Annotated in this window: 13 protein-coding genes; all 13 read right to left on the bottom strand. The window is 68.5% G+C overall.

Going from position 1 to position 14,018, the window contains the following annotated elements:
- Positions 1-7: 7 nt before the first annotated feature.
- The 13 genes from BHS09_RS38120 to fdhD all read right to left on the bottom strand — a co-directional run bounded on the left by BHS09_RS38120 (position 8) and on the right by fdhD (position 13,900).
- Entirely contained in the window at positions 8-2,128 is a 2,121-nt protein-coding gene (locus BHS09_RS38120; protein WP_140800526.1) for a YfbK domain-containing protein, read from the bottom strand.
- 367 nt (positions 2,129-2,495) lie between these two features.
- Complete coding sequence (locus tag BHS09_RS38115; protein WP_237080083.1) at positions 2,496-2,867, bottom strand: hypothetical protein; 372 nt, start codon at positions 2,865-2,867, stop codon at positions 2,496-2,498.
- A 263-nt stretch (positions 2,868-3,130) separates the two neighbouring features.
- Positions 3,131-3,505, bottom strand: coding sequence for a DUSAM domain-containing protein (locus tag BHS09_RS38110; protein WP_090491203.1), 375 nt, complete (start codon positions 3,503-3,505; stop codon positions 3,131-3,133).
- Positions 3,505-3,951 (bottom strand): hypothetical protein, encoded by a 447-nt coding sequence (locus BHS09_RS38105; RefSeq protein ID WP_237080082.1) that lies wholly within the window; start codon positions 3,949-3,951, stop codon positions 3,505-3,507. The genes BHS09_RS38110 and BHS09_RS38105 overlap by 1 nt, the downstream gene beginning before the upstream one ends.
- Before the next feature lie 297 nt (positions 3,952-4,248).
- Positions 4,249-5,508: an exopolysaccharide biosynthesis GT2 family glycosyltransferase EpsU gene (gene epsU, locus BHS09_RS38100; protein WP_140800525.1), complete on the bottom strand. Its 1,260-nt coding sequence runs from the start codon at positions 5,506-5,508 to the stop codon at positions 4,249-4,251.
- Between the two features lie 15 nt (positions 5,509-5,523).
- Positions 5,524-7,047 (bottom strand): PCP family exopolysaccharide biosynthesis protein EpsV, encoded by a 1,524-nt coding sequence (epsV, locus tag BHS09_RS38095; RefSeq protein WP_140800524.1) that lies wholly within the window; start codon positions 7,045-7,047, stop codon positions 5,524-5,526.
- Positions 7,044-7,448, bottom strand: a complete 405-nt coding sequence (gene epsW / locus BHS09_RS38090; RefSeq protein ID WP_140796210.1) for an exopolysaccharide biosynthesis response regulator EpsW — start codon at positions 7,446-7,448, stop codon at positions 7,044-7,046. The genes epsV and epsW overlap by 4 nt, the downstream gene beginning before the upstream one ends.
- Positions 7,449-7,474: 26 nt before the next feature.
- Complete coding sequence (locus tag BHS09_RS38980; protein ID WP_011557330.1) at positions 7,475-7,651, bottom strand: hypothetical protein; 177 nt, start codon at positions 7,649-7,651, stop codon at positions 7,475-7,477.
- Between the two features lie 11 nt (positions 7,652-7,662).
- Positions 7,663-8,913 (bottom strand): exopolysaccharide export protein EpsX, encoded by a 1,251-nt coding sequence (gene epsX / locus BHS09_RS38085; protein WP_140800523.1) that lies wholly within the window; start codon positions 8,911-8,913, stop codon positions 7,663-7,665.
- Between the two features lie 3 nt (positions 8,914-8,916).
- Entirely contained in the window at positions 8,917-9,555 is a 639-nt protein-coding gene (gene epsY, locus BHS09_RS38080) for an exopolysaccharide export protein EpsY (RefSeq protein ID WP_174259022.1), read from the bottom strand.
- A gap of 17 nt (positions 9,556-9,572) precedes the next feature.
- Positions 9,573-11,108 (bottom strand): exopolysaccharide biosynthesis flippase, encoded by a 1,536-nt coding sequence (wzx, locus tag BHS09_RS38075; protein WP_140796208.1) that lies wholly within the window; start codon positions 11,106-11,108, stop codon positions 9,573-9,575.
- A 111-nt stretch (positions 11,109-11,219) separates the two neighbouring features.
- Positions 11,220-12,704, bottom strand: coding sequence for an exopolysaccharide biosynthesis polyisoprenyl-phosphate hexose-1-phosphate transferase EpsZ (gene epsZ, locus BHS09_RS38070; protein ID WP_140800522.1), 1,485 nt, complete (start codon positions 12,702-12,704; stop codon positions 11,220-11,222).
- 326 nt (positions 12,705-13,030) lie between these two features.
- On the bottom strand, positions 13,031-13,900 hold the full coding sequence (fdhD, locus tag BHS09_RS40415) for a formate dehydrogenase accessory sulfurtransferase FdhD (protein ID WP_418764044.1): 870 nt from the start codon (positions 13,898-13,900) through the stop codon (positions 13,031-13,033).
- Positions 13,901-14,018 lie beyond the last annotated feature (118 nt).

The following is a 14,018-nucleotide window of genomic DNA, read 5'->3' as shown; positions in this document are numbered from 1 at the left end:
GTAGGACTCAGGGCAGGGTGGGGACGCGGTCGAAGTCCATGGTGCTCACCGGGGCGAAGGCCTCGAAGCGGTCCGCGCGGCGGTCCAGGGTGCGGGCCTTCTGGATGAGGGTGCCCAGCCCCATGACGTCCTCGCGCCCCTTCAGCGGCTGGCCAATCTCCTCCCAGAGGGAGAACAGGGCGTCGTAGGACAGCGGGCGCACCCAGTAGGAGCCACGCAGCTTCTCGGCGAAGGCGGCGGCCACGTAGGACAGGCGTGTGGGCGGCGTGGCGCGGCCATAGGCGGGACGGATGACGCTCGACGGCAGCGGCTTCTCGATGAGCTGCGAGTCTCCACCCTCCGGCGCCTTGTAGCGGATGCGCAGCGTGCCGAAGGACGCGGAGGGCTCGGTCAGCTTCACTTCGTAGAGTGCGGTGACGGCGTGGCCCGCGCCGATTTCGCCCGCGTCCACGCGGTCATCGGCGAACTGCTCCTTGGTGAGCATGCGGTTCTCGTAGCCGAGCAGCCGGTAGTGGGACACGGCCTCCGGGTTGAACTCCATCTGGAGCTTCACGTCCTTGGCCACCACCTGGAGCGTGCCGGTGAGGTCGCGCACGAAGATGCGGTGCGCCTCTTCAATCCGATCCACGTAGGCGTAGTGGCCCTCGCCCACCTGGGACAGGCGCTCCATCAGCACGTCGTTGTAGTTGCCCATGCCGAAGCCAACGGTGGACAGGGTGATGCCCTTCGCCGCGCGAGCACGGATGCGCTGCCAGATGCTGTCGGCGTCGGTGAGCCCGGTGTTGGCCACGCCGTCCGAGCACAGGATGACGCGGTTGATGCCGCCTTCCACGAGGTGCGAGGCCGCGAGCGAATAGCCCATCTCAAGGCCGGCCTGCGCGTTGGTGGAGCCCTCGGGGTACAGGCTGTCGATGGCGGCGCGGATGATGTGCGGATGCACGGCGCTGGTGGGCTCCAGCACCAGGCGCGCGGTGGAGCCGTACACGACGATGGAGACCTGGTCGCGCTCATCCAGTTCGTTCACGAGCAGGTGCAGTGACCGCTTCACCAGGCCCAGCCTGCTCTCCAGGTTCATGGAGCCGGACACATCGATGACGAAGACCAGGTGGCTCGGCTTGCGCTCCACGCGGGGGACCTCCCAGGCTTTCACACCGACGTGGACCACGTGGTAGCCCTTGCGTACGGGGGACGGGAAGCCTTCCACCTGGACGCTGAAGGGCGCGCTGCCCTGGTGCGCGTAGCCGTAGTCGAAGGTGTTGACGAACTCCTCCACGCGGACGGCCTGCTCATTGGGAAGGCTGCCGCGCTCCAGGTAGGCCCGCGTCAGCGTGTACGACGCGGAATCCGTGTCGACGGAGAAGGTGGAGAAGCGCTCCTCCTCCGTGGTGACGGTGGGATTGACGCCGTACCCCTGAAAGTACATGTGGAAGGGGGAGACCGGCGCTGGCGTCACTGCGGGCGCAGGGGGCTTGGTGGGCTCAGAGGGTTCGACGGCGCTGATGACCCGTCGAGGCGCGCTCGGAGGCTTCGGGAGCCCCGGACGGCCCAGGGGCTGCGAGGGCAGGGTGGAGACCGACGGGCCGTTGAGGGACACACTGTGGGGGTTTCTCATCGCGTCGGGGGGCTCGTAGGAGCGGGAAGCGCCGCCCTTGCCACCCGGACGGGCGACGGCGATGCGCTTGATGAACTCCTGGTCCACGTTCACTCCCATGGTCGTGGAGCCCACGTCGATAGTCGGTGGAGCGCCGATGATACGTACCGGCTCCTCCTGGGATGCGGAGAGGAGTTCCACGTCGACCTGGCGGGTCCGGTTGAGGCGCAGTTGGATGGCCGAGCGTGTGTAGGGCTTGAACCCTTCCTTCTCGAACGTGAGCGTGTAGTCGCCCGGCGGGAGCTGCGGGATGCGGTAGCTCCCTTGTGCATCGGTCGAGACTCTCAATTCCCCCTGCAGGTTGGGGGAACTCGCGGTCACGGCGACATCGGCGATGGGACGGCGCTGATGCGCGTTGCGCACCGTGCCGATGAGGGTGCTGGTGTTCGGATTCGTGCCGGCATCGGCTTGAGCCAGGGAGGGAAGGGCGAACAACAGCAGGAAGACGCACAGCACACTGCGAGCGACGGAATGCATCGTGGGCCACCTCGGAGGAACAAGAGGTGGCCATCTTCCAGAGAACGCTCGTGACGAACGTCATGGGCGCCTCGCCTCTTCATCACGGTTCCAGCATCAATCGCGCGCCAGGATGCCGGGGCTAGAACGGGTCCGGGTGGGCTGACCAGGCCGTCGCCACGTCGAGAATTTCCGTGGCCTCCGTGTTGAACCCGAGCCGTTGGAGGAGCAGGCCGGAAGACGCCGGTGGACGTCGAGAGCTGTTGGCAACGCTCGACACCTCGCGTGAAGGCATCGCCCGCGAGCAGGTCCGAGCTCCATCCACGCATCACGATGCCGAGGTCATAGCCGCGTTCGATGAAGAGGGCGCTGGATGATGTCTGGCAGGTCAATGGGAAGGGGCATCGCCGCCTTCATTGGGCTTGCCGCGCCAATCCACCCGAAGGAGCGGCTTGTCCGGCGTCAACGCCCAATCGATGAGGCGGCGAACGAGGCCGGGGCCCACGGCGGTGGAGTCCCAGGCGGGGACTCGCACTCGAATCCAGCAACCGCCTGCGTCTGGGAGTCCTGGAAACTCCCGGCCGAGGACGGCCAGGAAGCCCTCCTCGGCGGGTTGCTCCAGCGGATACTGGACGTGGAACCGCTTGCCGTCCGCGATGACGTGCAGGACTTTTTCCGGTCCATCCGCTGCGTCCACCCACCAGATGAAGAGGCGGCCTTCCCGGTAGAGCTTGCGTCGTCCCTTGGTGCGCACGCCCATCCGCGTTGCCTCCTCCCAAGCCGCATCGGCTGCCCGCGCCGCGCCGTTCCTACACACGAAACTAAAGTCCAACTCGAGTCTCATGCAAGACAGCCTGCGCAACTGCGCCCGTCCTCCCATCGCTGACGTTGTGCGCGGCCTTGACGATGGCGCGGGACTCGGCGCGGCCTGCCGCGGCGTGCGGCAGGGTGGCGCCGCCCCGTGTTGGTGACGGTGGCTCCTGAGCACGACGGGGGGCGGCGTCAGTCTCGCTCCCGTCGTCGTTACGGTTCGTCGTCGAGGTCTTCGAGCTGCCCGGCTGCAACGTCGCGGTAGAAGGGCACCACTTCTTCGGCGAGCACCTCTCTCATTTCTTGGCGGGCGCTGTCGAAGTCACCCGCGCGCTTGTGCTGATACATGCGGTGAAGCGCACGCATCAGGCGCCAGGAGCCATCCTTGATTCGGCGCATGGCTTCTCGCAGAAGTTCTGTTGCGCCCGCTTCGGTCTGTAGCGCGGTGTCTGCGTCGCTGATGGCAACCTCTCGCGCGGTGCGCCTGAGCAAGCTCCGCACGTCATCCGTCAGCTCCAGCGGGATGCCTTGATTCAACACACCATGTGCGAGGGCGCGCACCGGGTCCCAGTCGGGGCTGTCGTCCATTACTTCCTCCGCGTCTTTCTTCCGGGCTTGCACATCGACACGGGCCACTCTTCTTGGGCCTCGCAGCGGCGCAGGCACTCGTAGCAAGGGCCTGTCCACCCAGGCTCCGTCTTGCAGTCGCCGTAGAACCGAATGCACTCGCGCCGCCATTCGGGAAGGTCCCCGTTGTGGGCGTCATCCCAGATGACGGGGGCCTCTTCTTCCTTGGTGGCCTCATCCATGGCCGTCTTGACGCCTGCCATGTACATGGCGGCTTCGCTCGCCGTGAGGCCGCACGCTTCGGGGACGCCAGGGTTGCGCTGGATGCAGCACGACACGGTGTCAGAGCAGGTCGCTAGCGCGTACGCATCGCGGCGGCTGGTGGTGCCGGTGGCGCTGCTGGAGCAACCCAGCACGAGGTTGGCGGAGATGCACATCAGGGCGGTTTGGGTGTTCCGTTTTCGCATGTTGGGCCGGAAAAACACGGTCCCGCTTCATGCGTCTATCACCCTGCATAGGTAGTCGGCAGGGGTGGCGCCGCCCCTTAATTGCTACGTAGCGCAGTTGATGGCACGGCGTCCTAGGGGCGTTGGGCCGCACTCTGAATGCCCACCAGGTCTGACGTGAGAATGAGCCCGCTCTGGCTGCCCGCGCCGCGCCGTTCCCATGCACGAAACCAAAGTCCAACTTGAGTTTCGTGCAACCCGCCGTGCATCCCTGCACGAAACTCAAGTCGAACTTGAGTTCCGTGCACATCGCTCGCGTTACCGGTTCTCACCCTCACGCGAGGTCCGCACCCACTCGCCGCGCTTCTCCGCGCCGGGGCCGCGCAGCATGAGCCACACCTTCCACACCACGTAGACAGGCGCCCAGGCCAGGTCCAGCAGACCGCGAACGCCCACGCCAGACACCCACCAGCCGCGCAGGACATACGCTCCCAGGCTTGCCACGCTGAAGCCCGCCACGCCCAGCGCCCACGGCATCGGGTTGTGGGACCACCAGGCGAACGCCCCGGCCATCACCGCGCAACCCACCGCCGCCAGCACCAACTGGCTCAGCGGCGGAACCAGCACGTCCATGGCGATGTCCAACAGCGTGCCGTCCCTCTTCCGGAGGCCGTCCTTCAGCAGCGGCCATCCGTGCAGCTTGCGCATCTGCGCGCGGCCACCCTCCCAGCGCTGGCGCTGTGAGCGGCTCTGCTTCTCCCCGGACACCATCTCCCCCAGCACCTCCGCCTCCCAGACGTAGTGCACGCGGAAGCCGTTCTGGGCCAGGCGGATGCCGTACTCCAGGTCCTCCACCACGCTGAAGGCGTCATGCGGCACCTTGGACAGCGCGTGGTGCGTGAAGCACATGCCGTTGCCGCGCAGGCCGCACGACACGCCCAGGGCCTCGCGGCCCTGCGAGCGCACCTTGTGGAACATGCCCAGGGCAATGGTCATCAGCCGCGTGCGCCAGGACGCCGTGGGATTCATCACCCCGTAGTGCGCCTGCATGGCGTGCGCGACTTCGAGCCCGCCCTTCACGCCATCGACCTCCTTGCCCTCGACGCCCTCGATGCGCTTCGCGAAGGCGGTCAGCAGGTTGGGCGACACCACCGTGTCCGCGTCCACCACCACCACCGCTTCGGCGAAGCCGTCCTGCTGGCTGAACTCGAAGGCGTGGGCCAGCGCGTAGCCCTTGCCCCGCTTCGTCGTGTCCTGCCGCTCCAGGACGAAGGCGCCGGCCTCGCGCGCCTTCTGCGCCGTCGCGTCGGAACAGTTGTCCGCCACCACGATGATGCGCCGCAGGTGCGCCGGGTAGTCCACCGCGGACAGGTTCGTCACCGTCCGGGCGATGCCCAGCTCCTCGTTGTGCGCGGGGATGATGATGTCGAACTTCCGCGGCCCGATGAGCGTCGCCGGCGGCTGGGGCCGATAGGAGAGCAGCGTCAGGGTCAGCAGATAGCCACACGCCACCGCCACGGGAAGCTGCGCCAAGCACAGCGCCACATCCAGCCACGTCCACGATGTCACGACATGCACCCCCGAGCGCGCTGTTCAGCGCCGCTCCAGCTCCGCCAGCACGGGTAGCTTCAGAATCCGCTCGACCTGCCACTTCTCCAGAATGCGCCGGCGGATGATGTCCAGCGCCAGCGCCGCGAAGATGCCCATGCCGATGCCGCCCACCACGCCCGCGGCGACGATGAGCTGCACCTTCGGCTTGGACGGCCGCTCCGGGAAGGTGGGCGGCGACAGCACGCTGAAGCGGTGCTTCATGGACGCGCGGGAAATCTCCAGCTCCGTGCGCGCCTGGTCCAGCCGCCGCATCTTCTCCTGGTGCCGCATCACCAGCATGCGCACCCGGTCCGCCGCCACCGACACCTCCGGGTCATCCGACGTGGCCGGCCCGCCGAACGTCGCGCCGCCCAGGGCCGCCGTCGCCAGCCCGGACTCCAGCTCACCCGGGTCACCGCCGTTGCGCACGTACTCGTTGATGAGCTCCGTCATCTCCGAGCGCAGCGCAATCAACTGCGGCGAGTCCTCCTGGAGCGCGGAGATGCGCTGCTCCAGGTCGGTGATGATGGGGTGCTGCGGCGAATAGATGACGCGCTGCTCGGACAGCTGGTTGCGCAGCTCCGTCAGCCGCCGCGAGCGGAAGTCCTCCACGTCCCCAATGGCCCGGCGCTTCGTCTGAATCATGAAGCGCATCTGCGCCAGCAGGTGGTCGGTGTTGATGCCCAGCGCGGCGTTGGCCGCGGCCGTGGGGCCTCCCCGGCGGCCCTTCTTCTCCTCTTCCTTCTTCCGCCGCGCCTCCACGCGCTTCACCGCCGCGTTGAGCTGGCCAATGGCCTGCTGGATGCCCTCGGCCTCGTCCACCACCTGCTTCTCCAGGATGGTGATGGCCTCCTGCACCGCGCCCATCTCCGCCGCCTGGCGCATGTCGAGGAAGTTCTGCTGCGCCTCCTGCACGATGTTGAGCGCCAGCTGCGGGTCGCTCCACTCCACGCCGATGGAGACGGTGCCCGTGCCGCCCTCCACGCCGACAATCATCGCCTGCTCGAGCATGGCGGTGAGCGCGTCGCGCTTGTCCTCGTCCGACATGGGCTTGGGCGGCTTGCGCAGCACCTTCTCCTTCAGCCGGCTCAAGGGCGAGCGCTGCAGCTCCCAGTACTCCACCAGCTTCGCCTGCGCGACGATGGACCGGAGGTTGTCGTGCTTCATCACCATCTCCCACGCGGCGCGCGTGGGCTGGTCCGCGTCCACGGGGATGGAGCGCCCGGGGTTGGCCAGCGAGGAGATGATGAAGTTGCGCTGCGTCAGCATCCGCGTCTCCACGCGGTACTTGCGTGGCATGATTTTGCTGACGCCCATCGCCAGGGCGGACACCGTGCCCATCACCACCAGGGCGAGGAACCAGTGCCGCAACACCGCGTTCTTCAAATAGAAGACCGCGTCGATGACGAAGCCCCAGTCGATGAGGTCCGCGGGCGCGTTCGTCTCCGGGCGCTCCGGAGTGAACGCGGGCCGCGGCGGCACCACCTGGGGGCGCGGCCCGGGAGACCCGGGCGCGGGGACCGTCACGGCGTCCTCCTGGCCCCAGTGCTCTTGAGGAGCGACTGCACCCGCCGGGTGAACTCCTCCTGGGTGAAGGGCTTGCCCAGGTAGCCGTTGGCGCCGGCCTCCTCGGCGTGCGCCTTGTCCTCCGGCAAGTCCCGGGCGCTCACCACCAGCACCGGCACGTCCGCCATTGTCGCCGAGCGGCGGATGTGCTCGCAGAGGTCATAGCCGGAGATGTCCGGCAGCGTCAGGTCCAGACACACGAGGTCGGGACGCGCGGCCGTCTCCAGGTGCTTGAGCGCGGCGCGGCCACTGGGCAGCTCCACGACCTCCTTGAACCCCATGTCCCGCAGGTAGTCGCCCAGCATCTTGCGGAAGAAGGGGGCGTCCTCCACCAAGAGGACCGTGTGCAGGTCGGACTCCATCCGTCATCAACCTTTCTGAAACTCGCTCAGCCGAACCCGAGCCGTGGCACCCAGACGAGGACGCCATACGTGTATGCCGCGTTGAAGAGGACGAACCAGAGGATGGCCTTCTTCAGCCCCCGCATCGGATGCGGATCCCTCGCCGCCTTGGCTGGCAGGGCGATGGTGAGGATGAGGACGGACATCAAGATGAGCTTCGCCATGGCGCCAGCCCTCAGAGAATACCAGTTTGTCGCACGGACAGGCCCAGCGTTGCCGCCCACGTCAACCGGGCCGCCGGCAGTTCGGGCGAGCGGCTCCACGTCCCGCGAAGGTCGGTATCCACGGACACCCACCGTGTGAGAATCCAGGAACCAGTGAAGCCTCCGGAAAGGATGCTGTCCCCACTACTTCCGCCCACGGCCGCGGCGCCGCCGCCAATGGCGGACACCCGCACGCGGGGCCCCAGGGCCCAGGTCCCCGTCAGCGTCAGGTCCGCTCGGGGGTAGACGCGCGCCGTGAGCCGGTCCGTGAAGGGGACGATTCGCAGGTCCGCCCGGCCGTTGAAGTCCGCCGTGCGCGAGGGAATCCGGTGACTCACCCCGACATTCAGGTTGGGGAGCAGCTCCGTCCGGGGCGCGTCCAGCGGGCCGGGCTCGGGCTCGCCTTCGCCGGGGGGCACGGGGATGGAGTGCACCACGCTCACGCCCGCTCCGGCCTCCAGGGAGGTGCGCCTGTCCACCCGGTGACCCCAGGCCTCCCGCAGCGTGACGATGGTGTTGTTCGCCCCGGTGGAGAAGCGCGCGGAGTTGAACGCCACGGAGGTGGTGATGGCGCTCAGGGGTGACAGCGCATGGCTGAGGGACACGTCCGCGCGCGGGCCATACTGCATGGGCACCGCTTCGCGGGCGGGCCCGTCCAGGCCGCCGCTGATGGAGAAGCCGCCGGAGCCGGTGAGGTTCCACCGCCGCCCCAGCCAGCCGGTGTCCGCCGTCAGCGTCGTCGCGGAGGAGAGGAAGTAGACGGTGTCCGCCTGGGGCAGGGGCTGCAGGGGCCCGCCGCCTCCAGGAGGCCGCAGCGGCCCGTCCGGGTCCGTGCCCGGTGTGCCGCCGGGCAGGGAGCCCAGGTCCGTGGTGAGGAGGTTGACGCTGCCCAGCACCAGCTCCTCCGACAGGCGCAGGGACAGGCCGCGCTCGGGGCGCCACAGGCCGGCCAGGCGGCCCATGTGCTGGATTTCAGTGCGCGCGCGGGCGGTGACTTCGCGCAGGCTGATGCGCGGGGCGTACTCCACCTGGAGCGCGGTGTTGCCGTCGCGAATCTCCAGGCCCAGCAGCGGGGTGACGTCGGTGTCGCCCGCGACGCTGGGGGCCTCGGGGGCGGGGTCCTCGTTGGAGCGCAGGCGCGAGTCGACGCGCGCGGCCGTGGCGTAGCTGACGGAGGCGGAGGACACCTCCAGCATCGCGACGGTGAGGACCGTCCCCAGCACGGGTTATTCCACCACCACCACGTCACCGGGGCGCAGGCGGAAGGTGGGCGCGCGTCCCTCGGCGTGGATGAGGTCGTCGTAGCGGAAGCGGATGCGCTCGGGCGCGGCGCCCTCTTCCTGGCGCATGACGAAGATGCGGTCCTTGTGGGCGTACTCGGTGAAGCCGCCCGCGCCGGCCAGGGCCTGCAGCAGGCTGGCGCCCGGGTCGATTTCCAGCGGACCGATGCGGTTGACCTCGCCCACCATGGTCACCTTGATGGGGCGCGCCATCTCCAGCGCGACGGTGACGACGGGGTGGTTGATGTAGTCCTTCAGCCGCGTCTGGATTTGCTGCGACAGCAAGGCCGGAGTGTGGCCCGCGGCCTCCACATCGTCCAGGAAGAGCAGGCTGATGCGGCCGTCCTCGCGCACGCGGGCCTGCGTGGTGAGCGACTCCTGGTTCCACACGCGGATGTTGAGCAAGTCGCCCGCGGCGATGCGATACGCCGAGTCCACCGGGGGCGGCTTCTCCTGGTAGTCATCCACCCAGGTGTACTTGCCCAGGCCCCGGCAGGCGGGCGCCAGCAGCAGCAGCGCGGCGCAGGCGAACGAGCGCCAGGGACGGCGCGGGGCGAAAGGCAGCTGGCGGTGCGTGGACGGCATGAGCGGCGGAACTCTCCTCAGGGGGTGGGCGCGGCTTCGGGCGCGGGGTTTCCACGGCGGCGGGCGATGCGCACCACCTGGAGCACCTCGCCGGGGCGCACCGCGCCGGTGGCCAGCACCGCGACGATGTACAGCACGGCTTCCACGGTGATGCGCACCCACGGGTTCAAGAAGGCCAGCAGCGTCTGGTCCAGCGCGACGATGACCGCGCAGATGACGGCCGTCTTGGCCATCATGGACACCAGGCGCGCGTCGAAGGCCGCCTTGCCCATGCGCCCCAGCAGGCTGATGGTGACGCAGATTTCCATGAGCAGCATGGACAGCGCCGTGCCCGCCGCGCCGCCGCCGTTGCCCAGCGCCGCAAGCATCAGCGGAATCAGCAGCAGATTGAGGATGGGAATCAGCACCACGCTGCCAATGACGCTGGTGATGGTCACCCACCACTCGCGGTTCGTCATGGTCAGCCACAGGCCCGCGTTCATCGTCACGAAGGCCAGCACGAACAGCGGCGACATCAGCCGCAGCGGCATGGCGGATTCGGAGAACGCGCCGCCCATCAGCCCCACCCACAGCGGGGCGCCCAGGACGATGAGCATCATCATGGGCACGGTGACGGCCAGCGTGCCCTCCAGCGAGCGGCGCGTCAGGTTCGTCAGCTCCGCCTCGGAGCGCTCGGCCGCGCGGGACGCCAGCGGCATCAGCACCCAGCCGAACACCGGGTTGAGGAAGAAGGTGAGGCCCGCGATGTTCCACGCCGCGCCGTACCAGCCCACCTCTTCGTGGCTGGAGACCATGCCCAGAATCATCACGTCCAGGCGCCCGTTGGCCGCCAGCGCCGCGCCGGTGATGAAGAAGGGCAGGCTGGCCTTGAGCACCTTCAGCGTGGCGGGCACGTCCACCTTGAAGGTGAGGCCCATGTGCTCGCGGGCCAGGTACCAGCCCACGCCCAGCTTCACCGCTTCGGACGCCACCAGCGGCACCGCCAGCCACGGCAGCGGCAGGCCCGCCACGGCGACGGCCAGCAGGCCTCCGCCCCACACCAGCTTGGTGACGATGTTGGAGACGGACAGCCCCGCCACCTTGCCCTTGGCGTGCAGCAGCGCGGCCACGGAGGCGTTGATGATGATGAGCGACTGGGCCAGCGCGAAGACGTAGACGAGCTGGCGCACCTCGGGCGGCTCATCGAAGTGGGCCATCACCAGCGCCATGGCGCCCATCAGCACCGCGGTGAGGCCCAGCCGCAGCAGCAGCGTGCTGCCGAAGAAGTCGCTGGCGTGCTCGGGCCGGCGCGACACCTCCTTGCGGATGTACATCTCCAGGCCCAGGTGGGTGGCGATGAAGAAGACGGCGGAGAAGCTGTCGGCGTAGTTGAAGCGCCCGAAGCTCTCCGGTCCCAGGTGGGCCGGCAGCAGGAAGCGCACGCCCATGGCGATGGCATACGTGGCCAGCAGCGAGCCACCGAGTTGGAGCCCGTTGCGAACCGCGCCCATCGCCTCATGCGAGCGCTCGCGCTCGCCCGCGTCCTGCGAAATGGAATGGCTGGGACTGTTCACGGTGGGAGCGTGCGGACCCGGCGCCGGCCAGGACTGCCCGGGTGCATAGAAAACGAGCGGGGGCGGCACGTCAATGCCGCCCCCGCAAAGGTTGGGTTGCCTGAAGGCTTGCTAGCTGGCGCCGCGGCCCGTGAGCACCACCGGCACCGTCTGGAGCAGCAGGCGCAGGTCGCTCGTCAGGCTCCAGTGGTCGATGTACTGCATGTCCAGGTACATCCACTCCTCGAAGGAGATCTGGTTCCGTCCTGACACCTGCCAGATGCAGGTGAGTCCTGGACGCACCGACAGGCGGCGGCGCTGCCACGTCTCGTACTTGGCCACCTCGCTGGGCACCGGCGGGCGCGGCCCGACGATGCTCATCTCCCCGCGCAGCACATTGATGAACTGGGGCAGCTCGTCGATGGAGAACTTGCGGATGAAGCGGCCGATGCCGGTGATGCGCGGGTCGTGCTTCATCTTGAAGACGGGGCCCGTCTGCTCGTTGTGCGCGGCCAGCTTCTCCTTCAGCTCCTCGGCGTTCACCACCATGGAGCGGAACTTCAGCATGTAGAAGGGCTTGCCGTTCTGCCCCACGCGCAGCTGCTTGAAGAAGATGGGGCCCTTGGAGGTGAACTTCACCGCCAGCGCCACCATGCCCAGGAGCGGCAGGAGCGCCCACAGCGCCGCCGCGGACACGCAGATGTCGAACAGGCGCTTCATCGCCATCTGGTGCGGCTTGGGGCTCACCGCCGCGAAGTGCAGGAAGCCATCCGCCACCGCGCGGCGCTCCACCGGGCGGGCGCGGTCCAGGCGGAAGCTGTGCGCGGGCAGCGCGAAGGGCACGCCGAAGCGCTCGGCCAGCTTGATGGCCGCCTGCATGGACTCGCCCTGCTTCAGCGTGTTGCCGGCGATGTACACCTCATCCACCGCGGTGTTGCGGAGGATGCGCTCCAGGTCGTCCACCGAACCCATGACCGGGCCGGGCAGCTCTCCCATCGAGCCGTTGTCGTCGTGGAAGCGCACGTAGCCCAGAATCTGCCGGCGGCCACGGTTGGCCAGGTCCTCACCGGTGTAGCGGCCCATGGCGCCCGTGCCCACGATGAGCACCGCGTCCATGGGGCGCTCCTGCGAGGCCACCGGGCGGAAGACGAACAGGCGCAGGAGCAGCGTCACCGGCCAGAAGATGAACAGCAGCGGGCCCACCACCGGCGACGTCACCACCGTGGGCAACGCCACGCTGCCCAGCGTCAGCACCGTCACCACCGCCAGCGTCGTCACCGACACCAGCGCCACGTGGTCCAGCTTGCTGCGCTCGGCGAAGCGCGAGTCGTACAGGCACAGCGCGGTGCCCGTCACAATCCACACCACCCACGCCGCGAGCACCAGCCCCGACACCTTCCAACCGGACTCCGCCGACAGCTGTCCGCTCAGCCACGCCGAGCCCACCAGCACCGACGACAGCAGCACGAGGTCCACCGTGAGGTTCAGCTTCGCCGCGAACCCCGGGGCCAGCTTGGGCGGCCCCTGCACCTCTTCAATTGCTTGTCCCTGAGCGTTGGCCGACCCAGGAGCACCGACCACCGCCGCACTTGCCGTTGCGCCGCTCATCGTGTCCACCCCCCTCTGCTCACTTTCGTGCAGTTGAAGCAGAGGTCGCCGTTGAGGCTAGAAAAGTTTAAGTCGGAAGGAAACCAGTTTTGCCCGATATCGCGGCGCGTTGCAACCCCTGCCGCGTCAGTAAGACGTGACAGCGTGTGAAATCTTGCGACCGCCCTACCCAGGTTCGAGCTCACCGAGCATCACCAACACATTGTGGTTCACCGCGGTTGCCCGCGTTTCCTTCGTCACGGTTTCTTTGCATTTACGATGCCGCTCTGACGCGAAGGCACGGATGATGCCAGTCGCCGGGTGGTCCCTGGAAGGGCGACAGGAGTTTCAAGAGGTTACACCTGCAACAGGCGTTCGGGCCCGGTGTAGACGTTGAAGCGCCCGTTCCGGACGAACGTCGCCAGCGTCATTCCAGAACGCAGGGCCAGGTCCACTGCGAGGGAGCTGGCGGCGGAGACGCCCGCGACGATGGGGATCCGGGCCATGGCGGCCTTCTGGATGATCTCAAAGCTGACGCGTCCACTGACGGCGAGCACCGCGGGCTGACGCGTCAGCGGGAGGCGGGAGGCCCCTGTTCCCCGCACGAGGCCGGCCAGCACCAGGGTGCCGACCACCTTGTCCACGGCGTTGTGGCGGCCCACATCCTCATGTGCGGCCAAGAGGTGGCCGTCGGCGTCGAGCACGGCGGCGGCGTGGACGCCTCCGGTGCGGGCGAAGTTGCGCTGCACGTCGCGCAGGCGCTCGGTGGCGCGGGCCACGGCGTCGGGGTGGAGCACCGGGCCGGGCGGCAGGGGCGGGCACACGGTGAGCAGGTCATCCACGCTGCGCCGGCCGCACACGCCACAGGCGGAAGTGGTGAGGGTGCCCCTGCGGGCGGTGCTCACGCGCTCCACGTCGAGGAAGGCGCCGGGGGCGGGGGTGACTTCGATGACGTTGCCGAAGCCCTCCTCGCCCGGCCGTCCGCAGTGCGCCAGCCCGCCCAGGTCGTCCACGCTCTGGAGGATGCCCTCGGCGAAGAGGAAGCCGGTGGCCAGCTCGCGGTCATGTCCTGGCGTGCGCATGGTGGTGGCCACCGAGTCTCCGCTGACGCGAATCTCCAGAGGCTCCTCCACCGCGATGTCGTCCTCCTGGGCCGGGAGCAGCGTGGCGCCGTTCCACCGCTGGACGGAGCGGCGCGTGACGCCACGGGCATCCACGGGGGGCAGGGGCGCGGGGCGGCTCGGGCGCAGGTGGGCCTGGAGGAGGTCCGCCACGGCGCGCACGTCGTCGGGGGGCAGCACGCGCAGGCCGGGTGGGAAGTCCGAGGGGAGTGCGGGCTCGGAG

The organism is Myxococcus xanthus, from assembly GCF_006402735.1.
Lineage (GTDB): Bacteria > Myxococcota > Myxococcia > Myxococcales > Myxococcaceae > Myxococcus > Myxococcus xanthus_A.
Note: the sequence above shows the minus strand (reverse complement) of the source record. Positions and strands in the feature narration are given on the sequence as shown.